This is a genomic window from Acidimicrobiales bacterium, from assembly GCA_036270875.1.
GTDB lineage: Bacteria > Actinomycetota > Acidimicrobiia > Acidimicrobiales > AC-9 > AC-9.
Genome location: DATBBR010000065.1, coordinates 1 through 8,879, shown reverse-complemented (window position 1 = coordinate 8,879; position 8,879 = coordinate 1). Strand labels below are relative to the sequence as shown.

The following is an 8,879-nucleotide window of genomic DNA, read 5'->3' as shown; positions in this document are numbered from 1 at the left end:
CTCGGCATCATGCAGCCGGTCCTCGCCGCCCTGGGCGCCGCGCACCGCGCGGGCCTGATCCACCGGGACGTCAAGCCCGAGAACGTGCTGCTCACCGACGACGGCCAGGTGAAGGTGGCCGACTTCGGTATCGCCAGGGCCGCCAACACCGAAGGCGACCTGACCCAGACCGGCGCCGTGATGGGCACCGCCACCTACTTCTCCCCCGAGCAGGCCCAGGGCGACGACGTGGACGCCCGCAGCGACGTCTACTCCCTCGGGGTCGTGTTGTTCGAGATGGTCACCGGCCGTCCGCCCTTCGTCGGCGACAACCCCCTCGCCGTCGCCTACAAGCACGTGCGCGAGATGCCGCCGCTGCCGCGCCAGTTCGACCCGGCGATCCCACCCGCCTTCGACGCCATCGTGCTCCAGGCCATGGCCAAGATGCCCCAGGACCGGTACGCCAGCGCCGACGAGCTGCGCGGCGATCTCCTTCGGTTCCAGCACGGTCAGACGGTCATGGCCTTCCCCCCGACGATGTCCGCGACCCGGCTGCAGGACGGCACCATGGCGGGACCGCCCACCGGGCGCACCGCCGTCATCTCACCCACGGCGATGCCGCCACAAGCCCGACGCCGAGGACGCCGCCGCGAAGCCCTCGCCGTGCTGGCCCTGTTGCTGGCCGCGCTCGGCGTCATCCTCTACTTCCTGCTTCGATCCAGCGGATCGCCAGCAAGCTTCGCCGTCCCGAACGTCGTCCTCCAGCCGGTCGGCACCGCGACCCAGACGCTGCAGGGCGACGGGCTCAAGGTGGCCACCCAGGACGTGCAGCCGGCCTTCGGCTTCGGACCGGGCACGGTCCTCGACCAGTCTCCGAAGCCTCCCAGCAAGGTCTCGAAGGGCAACACGGTGACCCTCAAGGTGGTGATGACACCCGCCCAGGTGAACGTGCCCGACGTGACGGGCCAGGATGTCGGCACCGCGACCAACACCCTGCAACAGGCAGGCTTCACGGTGAGCCAGCAGTCGCGCCAGTCGAACCAGACCGCGGGCACTGTCATCGATCAGAGCCCGTCGGGCAACAGCCAGGCGGCCCAGGGATCGAAGGTGACCCTGACGGTCTCCAGCGGCCCCGCCCAGATCACCGTGCCCGACGTGGTGGGAGAAGACCAGGCCACGGCGGCCAACCGCCTGGGCAGCGCCGGGCTCACCCTCGGGAGCGTCGCCAACCAGCCCTCGGCCACGGTCCCCAGCGGCAGCGTCATCAGCACCAGCCCCTCCCCCGGGGCCAAGGTGAACCCGGGTTCGACAGTCAACCTGGTCGTCTCGAGCGGTCAGCCCCCGAACCAGGCCCAGGTTCCCGACGTGACGGGTCAGACCCAGGGCCAGGCCAAGGCCGCCCTGACCGCGGCCGGGTTCACTCCGCAGGCGTCGGCGCAGCCGGTGAGCGATCCCGCCCAGAACGGGGTCGTGTTGAGCCAGAACCCGCCCGGCGGCACCACGGCCAACCAAGGGTCAGTGGTGGCGTTCACCGTGGGCAAGTTCTCCGGCGCCGGCGGCGCCACGAGCACGAGCACGCTCGTCCCGAGATGACCTCACCACGGCGCCGCAGCGGACGCACAACGCCACGGTCCGCCGACGTCCACGGCGGCGGGATCGCCGGGCGGCTGCCGGGGCGCCGCACGCCCAAGTCCGGCCGCACGACCGAGCGGAAGTCCCGGCGCACCACCGAGCGGAAGTCCGGGCGCTACACCCCCCCGGTCCCGAGGGCCAAGAAGGTCAGCCCGCGTTGGGTGCCGGTCGTGATGCTGGCCACCCTCATCCTGGGCGTGGTCGTGGTGGTGATCAACTACCTGGGCGTGCTGCCCGGCGGGGCCTCCAACTGGTACCTGCTGCTCGGCCTGGGCCTCATCGCCGCCGGGTTCGTCACCGCGACCCAGTACCGCTGAGCGCCATCAGCGCGTCACCGTACTTACACTGGTGTGATCTTTCCCACAGACTTGTCCACAGTCTGTGGATAGAGCGATCAGCCCAGGCGCTCGATGATCATGGCGTTGGCCATGCCGCCGCCCTCGCACATCGTCTGGAGCCCGTAGCGACCGCCCGTGCGCTCCAGCTCGTTGACCAGCGTCGCCAGCAGCTTGGCTCCGGAGCAGCCGAGGGGATGTCCGAGGGCGATGGCGCCGCCGTTGACGTTGACCCGGTCCATGTTCGGGTGGTGCTCCTTCTCCCAGGCCAGGACCACCGACGCGAAGGCCTCGTTGATCTCCACCAGGTCGATGTCGGCGAGGCTCATCTTGGCCCGCTCGAGCACCTTGGAGGTCGCCGGGATCGGACCGGTGAGCATGGTGACCGGGTCCACGCCGGCGAGCGCGAAGGTGTGGAACCGGGCCCGCGGCGTGAGTCCGAGACTGGCGGCCCGCTCCTCACTCATGATCAGGGTAGCGGCGGCGCCATCGGTGATCTGTGAGGAGTTGCCGGCGGTGACCTTGCCGTCATCCTTCTTGAAGGCGGGCTTGAGCTGGGCGAGGGACTCGACCGTGGTGTCGGGGCGGATGCCCTCGTCGGTGTCGACGATCTCGTCGGTGTCGTTGCCGTCGTCGTCCTTGATCGCGACCGGCACGATCTCCCGCTCGAAGCGGCCCTCGGCTGTCGCCCGGGCAGCCCGCTGCTGGCTGGTGGCACCGAAGCGGTCGAGGTCCTCCCGCGACAGCCCCCACTTGTCGGCGATCAGCTCGGCCGAGATGCCCTGCGGTACCAGCCCGCCGACCGAGGCGTACCGGGCCATCATCCTGGGCCCGAAGGGGGCGCCCAGTCCGGGAACGACGGAAGCCCCCATGGGCGTCCGCGTCATGCACTCGACGCCGGCTGCCACCACGACGTCGTAGGCCCCGGCCATGACCCCCTGGGCGGCGAAGTGGGCGGACTGCTGGGACGAGCCGCACTGGCGATCGACGCTGGTGGAGCACACCGACTCGGGGAACCCGGCGGCGAGCACGGCGTTGCGACCGATGTTGAGCCCCTGCTCCCCGACCTGCATGACACAGCCCATGACGACGTCGTCGATGACACCGGGATCGAGATCGTTGCGTTCGACCAGCGCCCTCAGGGTCTCCGCCGCCAGGTCGACGGGATGCCAACCCCGGAGCTTGCCGTTTCGCTTCCCCCCGGCGGTGCGGACGGCATCGACGATGACAGCGCTAGGCATGGAACGCTCCTCTTCTTCCTCAGGTCTTGTCGGCCCCAAGACTAGACCGGACGGTCAAGGATACGGGCCGGCAGTACGGTTGGCGCCCGTGAGGAACATGGACCGCTGGCTGGGCGATGGCGGCATGGCTGTGATCGGCGCCGTCGGGGGCCGGTTCGAGGAGTACGGCGCCGACGGAGCGGGTGGCGGATGGTCGGCGGCCGCCTGGGAACCCACGCCGCTGGCGTGCAACCCGCAGGGGATCGTGCAGGCCGGTGTGCACTCGGTCCTGCTCGACGCGGCGATGAACTTCGCCGTCAACGCGGGACTGGACGGACGGGACCGGAGCCAGGCGACCCTGGAGATGAAGACCGAGACCATGCGGGCCGCTCGGGCCGGAGACACGCTGGGAGTTCGCGGTGAGGTGGTGCGCATGGCCCGGCAGGTGGCCTACGTCGAGGCGACCGTGCGGGACGCCGAAGGCCGCCTCGTGAGCCGCTCCACCGGGACCTTTCTGCTGCATCGGGAAGAGTAGGCCGGTGGGCGCGCACCGCGAGGCGGCCGGGCTGCTGGCCCTGGTCGAGACCACACCGGGCCCGTGGCCGGCGATCGCCGACGCCGTCGAGGCAGCCGGCGGCACCGCCCCGCTCGTGGCCGCCAGGTCCGAGACCGCCGAGTCGGCCGAGCGCTGGTGGTCCGTCCTCGACCGCCTGTTCGCCGACGACCCGGAGCTCGCGGTCGTCACGGTTCTCGACGACGGCTACCCGGCCAACCTGGCCCAGGTGTACAACCGGCCGCCGTTCCTGTTCCTCCGCGGCCGGCTGGAACCTCACGACGAGCGGTCGGTCGCCATCGTGGGCACCCGGCAGCCATCCGACGACGGCCGCAGGACAGCCCGGGACCTGGCCGCGGCGCTGGCCGAGGCCGGTGTGACCGTCGTCTCCGGTCTGGCTCGCGGTCTCGACACCGACGCCCATACCGCGGCCCTGGCGGCCGGGGGGCGGACGATCGCCGTGCTGGGCAGCGGGATCCGGCGCATCTACCCGCCCGAGAACACCGATCTCGCCCTCCGGATCGGTCGGTCGGGGGCCGTGGTGTCGCAGTTCTGGCCCGACGCGCCACCCTCGCGAACCTCGTTTCCTCGACGCAACGTCGTCACCAGCGGCATCGCCCTGGGCACGGTGGTGGTCGAGGCGGCAGCAACCAGCGGGGCCCGGATGCAGGCGCGACTGGCCCGAGAGCACGGGCGGCCGGTCTTCCTCGTCGAGTCCCTCGTCCACTCCGAGCCCTGGGCATCGGCGCTCGTCGACGAGGGCGGGGCGACCGTCGTCGGGGGGGCGGGCGACCTGCTGCCGGCGCTCGATCGGCTCGTCGCGGACCCCGGTCCGATCCCGGAGGAGCGCGGGTCCTCCAGACAGATCCGGTTCCTCTGACCTGACGCCCCTGCGATGCCGAGCGTGCACGAGGTGAGCGGGCCCCTGGCCAGGTTCTGCCGACCGGTGCCCGCCCGGGGACCCGGTGTCTGCGCCATCTGCCACGGCTGCACCCGGCCTGGGTTCTCCACCTGCTACAGCTGCGCCCACGTGACCGGGCAGGTGCGCCGACCGTGCCACCAGGTCGTCCCGATGAGCCTGTACGCGATCCCTAGCGGGCTGCACACGACGCTGAGGAGCTACAAGGACGGCGGTGCGGCTGACGGCCGCCGCCGGCACACCGCGTTCGTGGCGTCGCTGTTGGCTCGATTCCTCTTCGACCACGGCGACTGCCTGCGCCGCGGTCGAGTCGGTGGATGGGACTTCATCACGACCGTGCCCTCCACCGGCCGGCCGGGCCCCCACCCCCTCGAGGGGGCGCTGAGCATGGTGCCCTGGTTGGCGGCCCAGCATCGGGAGACTCTCGTCCGCGGCAGCGGAGCCATTGGGCACAACGTCGCGTGCGACACCGGCTTCGTCGCCCTTCCGGACGTCGGGGGCGCTCGGGTCCTGGTGGTGGACGACACGTTCACGACGGGAGCGCGGGCCCAGAGCGCCGCCTCCGCGCTCGCGCTGGCCGGCGCCAGGGTCGTCGCCGTGGTGCCCATCGGGAGGGTGATCGACCCCGGCCACGGCGAGCACGCGCTGGCGTACTGGACGAGCCGTTCCCGTGAGGCGTTCGACTTCGGGCGCTGCTGCCTGGAGGAGTGAGCGGCGCCGTCAGGCCGTGACCTGAGCCTCGCCGATCTGCACGACGTTCGTCGGGCTGAGCCGCGTGAACCACACCAGCACGTGGGAGCCCTGCCGACCGTGCAGCGGCACGACCGCTCGAGCAGGCGCGTTGGTGACCGTGGCCGTCGGCTGCCCCCAACCCGAGAGCTGCGACGGGGACGAGCTCGCGACGTAGACGCTGACGTTGTACTGGGGTGTCGGGCTCGTGAGCACCAGGTCCTGGAGCTGGCGGCTCTGGTCCAGGGTGAGCACGAAGCCCACACCCGGCTTCAGGCCGCCGAACTCTCGACTGCCATAGAACTCGGTGTGCCAGGTCGTGCTGGGGTCGCCGTCAAAGAGGTGGGCGAGGTCACCATCGTCCTCGACGCCGTCACCCGGAGGGGGATCGAATGCCGTGGCGCGGGCCACGACGACCGGAGTGCCGTGGGTGCCCGACGGCGTGCCCTGTGAGCTCGTCGATCCGCTGCGCGTGCTGGAGCCGTCCAGGTGGGCGATGAGAACAGCCGCGACCACGGCGGCGGCGAGGGCGATGGCGAGGGCGACCAGCGGGACCAGACGCCGTCTCGACCGGCGCCGCCCCGTCGGAGGCCCGGTTGCCGGTGGGGCCGGAGGCGCGTCGAACGCCTGCGTCCCCATCGGGCGCGGTCGCTCACCGAGGGGGGGCGGCCAGCCCGGTTCTGCCGGGTCGAGGCGGCCGCGATCGGTGGGCGTGGTGCCGATCGCACCCGTCGGCGCCCACGGCTCGGCCGGGTCGGCGGTCGTGGGCGGGCGGTCGTGTCGCCGCTCGGCGCCGATGGGAACCGGGCGGGACCAGGCGCGGTCGACCTCGGTTGCCGGGCCGCGGTCAGGGGCACGATACGGGCCCGTCCACGCTGTGCCTCGGGACAGCGCGACACCGAGCTCCTCGGCGCTGGCAAAGCGGTGCTCAGGCGACTTGGCCAGTGCCGTGAGAACGACGGCCTCGAGCCAGGGGGGCACGAGGTTGGACACGCTCCGGGGGGCCGGCGGCTCGGCCCGCATGTGCTGGAGGGCGAGGGCGAGCTCGTTGTCGGCCTGGAACGGAGGACGCCCGCAGATCATCTCGTAGAGCACCACGCCGAGCGAGTAGATGTCGCTCCTGCGATCCGGGAGTCCCCCCTCGACCTGCTCGGGGGCGAGGTAGCGGGCCGTTCCGAGCGCCGTGCCCGTCTGTGTCATGTCGTCGCCGATGGCCGCCTTGGCGATGCCGAAGTCGGCCACCTTCACCATGTTGTCCTGGCCGATCAGGATGTTGGCCGGCTTGATGTCGCGATGGATCACCCCCTGTCGATGGGCGTACTCCAGCGCGCTCGCCACCTGCCCGGTGATGGTGACGGCCCGATCGACGGGCAGCGGACGATCGGGCACGAGGAGCTGGCGGAGGCTCGGACCGTCGACCCGCTCCATCACGATGAAGTTGTCCTCGGCGTCGGTGCCGGTGTCGAAGATGGCGACGATGTTGGAGTGGCTCAAGCGCGCCGCGGCCACGGCTTCGCGACGAAAGCGCCGACGGAACGCCTCTTGCCGACCGAGATGCGGATGGGGCAGCTTGACGGCGACACGCCGCGCCAGGAGGACGTCGTGGCCCTCCCAGACCTCTGCCATCCCCCCCTTGGCGATGAACTCGATCAGGCGGTAGCGGCCGGCAAGAACACGGGAAACCCAGGGGCGCTCCGCATCGGTGCGCTCGCTCACCGGACCAAGCTAGCCGCCCGGCGGCGTGCGCAAGACATCAACCCCTGCCGTCAGGGACCGGCAACGCCGGTGGCGGCAGCTCGTCCATGCTGCACCCGGAGACGTTGTCGGCGCACGTCTCGCACTCGAGCTCGAGGGTCGCATGGGCGATGTGAAAGCCGTCGGCGATCGCCCGCCTGACCTCGACTCCGGTGGCCTGCGCCTCTTCCAGCGTGGGGTGCCCGGAGAGAACCAGGTGAGCCGACAGGGCCCGAATCTCCGCTGACAGGCTCCAGACGTGGAGGTCGTGAACGCCGTCGATGCCGCGAACCTCAGCCATGGCGCGCTCGAGGTCTCCGACGTCGAGGCCGTACGGAGCCGATTCCAGCAGGACGTCGGTGGTCGAACGGAGCAAACCGACCGCTCCCCACGCGATCAGGGCCGCGATCCCCAGCCCGACCGCCGGGTCCAGCCAGGCGAAGCGGCCGGTGATGAGGATGACCGATCCGGCGACCACCACCCCGAGCGAGGCGAGGGCGTCGCCGCCCATGTGGAGCACCGCAGTGCGAACGGTGAACGTGTCCCTGCTGCTCCTGTCCCAGAGGACCATGGCGGCGATGGCGTCGACGAGCAGGGCGACGGCCGCCACCACGACCATGGGGGCGCCCTGCACCGGCTGGGGACTGAAGAACCGGTGCACGCTCTCGGCCGCCACCAGCACGGTGACCACGCAGATGGCCCCGGCATTGGCCTGGGCCGCGAGCACGGTGGAGCGGTGATAGCCGTACGACCGCTCCCGGGTCGGGGGCCTCCTCGACAGGTAGACGGCGAGCAGTGAGAGACCCAGGCCTGCTCCGTCGACCAGGTTGTGACCCGCGTCGGCCAGCAAACCGACCGAATGTGCCCCGAACCCGGCGACCGCCTGCGCGGCGACGATCCCCAGGTTCAGCACCAGAGCGACCGTCAGGCGGGTCCGGAGGGTCACTCTCACAGGGTAAAGGAGCCGGGGACCTGGTGAAGCGGGGCGCCGGGTGGGGCTGCCAATCCGGCCACAGCGCGGCCAGACTGGAGGCGCTTGACGTCGATCGCCAACCACATCCTCTCCCTGCACGGCCCCGTCGTGTACGGGCTCGTCGCCGCCCTGGCCTTCGGCGAGGCGGCGGTGCTGCTGGGCTTCGTCCTGCCGGGCGAGACGGCGGTCATCCTGGGCGGGGTGATCGCGTCGCAGGGCAACGTCAACGTGGTGGTGATGATCGTCGTGGCCGCCGCTGCGGCCATCGCCGGAGACTCGGTCGGCTACGAGGTCGGACGCCTCATCGGGCCCCGACTGCTGTCGATCCGCCCCCTGCGGCGCCGCCAGGCCGGGGTCGAGAAGGCCCGGGAGTTCGTCAGGCGCTGGGGGGCCTGGGCCGTGGTCCTGGGCCGGCTCACGGCGTTCCTCCGGGCGGTGGTCCCCGGCCTGGCCGGGATGGGGGGCATGCACTACCCCCGGTTCCTCGGGGCCAATGCCATCGGCGGGATCATCTGGGCCACGGGCTTCACGCTGCTCGGCTACTTCCTCGGCAACACCTACAAGAGGTTCCTGTCGACGTCGACCTGGGCGGCAGCCGGGTTCGTCGCCCTCGTCGTCATCGTCCTCGTCGGGCTGCGGGTGCGCAGCCACTACCGCGAGCGTCGGTTGGAGTCAGAGGCCGGGGCTGACAAGGACTGATCGTGGCTGGCCCGCCCGCTCCTCGACGCGGAAGGCTCGATGGGGCAGCATGCTGGACGTGAACCTCGACCGGTCCCGGTTCCTGGGCGGCCTCGGCGGCGCCGTC

The 8,879-nt window shown here is 71.4% G+C and carries 9 protein-coding genes; 6 read left to right on the top strand and 3 right to left on the bottom strand.

The window, feature by feature from the left end; all coding sequences use genetic code 11:
- Together VH112_07725 and VH112_07720 are read left to right on the top strand one after the other, a co-directional pair.
- Positions 1-1,572, top strand: a 1,572-nt coding sequence (locus VH112_07725) for a PASTA domain-containing protein (GenBank protein ID HEX4540122.1), incomplete at its 5' end; no start/stop codon positions are given.
- Positions 1,569-1,928: a cell division protein CrgA gene (locus VH112_07720; protein HEX4540121.1), complete on the top strand. Its 360-nt coding sequence runs from the start codon at positions 1,569-1,571 to the stop codon at positions 1,926-1,928. The genes VH112_07725 and VH112_07720, both read left to right, overlap by 4 nt.
- A 77-nt stretch (positions 1,929-2,005) precedes the next feature.
- Here the strand turns inward: VH112_07720 and VH112_07715 are convergent, their stop codons facing one another.
- Entirely contained in the window at positions 2,006-3,187 is a 1,182-nt protein-coding gene (locus VH112_07715) for a thiolase family protein (GenBank protein ID HEX4540120.1), read from the bottom strand.
- Between the two features lie 97 nt (positions 3,188-3,284).
- On the opposite strand from VH112_07715, the gene VH112_07710 reads away from it, so the two are divergent.
- From VH112_07710 to VH112_07700, 3 genes are read left to right on the top strand one after another with little or no spacing between them, the layout of a single operon-like run.
- On the top strand, positions 3,285-3,701 hold the full coding sequence (locus tag VH112_07710; protein HEX4540119.1) for a PaaI family thioesterase: 417 nt from the start codon (positions 3,285-3,287) through the stop codon (positions 3,699-3,701).
- 4 nt (positions 3,702-3,705) lie between these two features.
- Complete coding sequence (locus VH112_07705) at positions 3,706-4,599, top strand: DNA-processing protein DprA (GenBank protein HEX4540118.1); 894 nt, start codon at positions 3,706-3,708, stop codon at positions 4,597-4,599.
- Between the two features lie 15 nt (positions 4,600-4,614).
- On the top strand, positions 4,615-5,349 hold the full coding sequence (locus VH112_07700) for a hypothetical protein (GenBank protein ID HEX4540117.1): 735 nt from the start codon (positions 4,615-4,617) through the stop codon (positions 5,347-5,349).
- 9 nt (positions 5,350-5,358) lie between these two features.
- Here VH112_07700 and VH112_07695 read toward each other — a convergent pair whose 3' ends face one another.
- A complete protein-coding gene (locus VH112_07695) occupies positions 5,359-7,083 on the bottom strand; it encodes a protein kinase (protein ID HEX4540116.1) in 1,725 nt (574 codons plus the stop codon).
- A gap of 37 nt (positions 7,084-7,120) precedes the next feature.
- Positions 7,121-8,053: a cation diffusion facilitator family transporter gene (locus VH112_07690; protein HEX4540115.1), complete on the bottom strand. Its 933-nt coding sequence runs from the start codon at positions 8,051-8,053 to the stop codon at positions 7,121-7,123.
- Positions 8,054-8,137: 84 nt separating this feature from the next.
- Between VH112_07690 and VH112_07685 the strand changes: the two genes are divergently transcribed.
- Entirely contained in the window at positions 8,138-8,773 is a 636-nt protein-coding gene (locus VH112_07685) for a DedA family protein (GenBank protein HEX4540114.1), read from the top strand.
- Positions 8,774-8,879 lie beyond the last annotated feature (106 nt).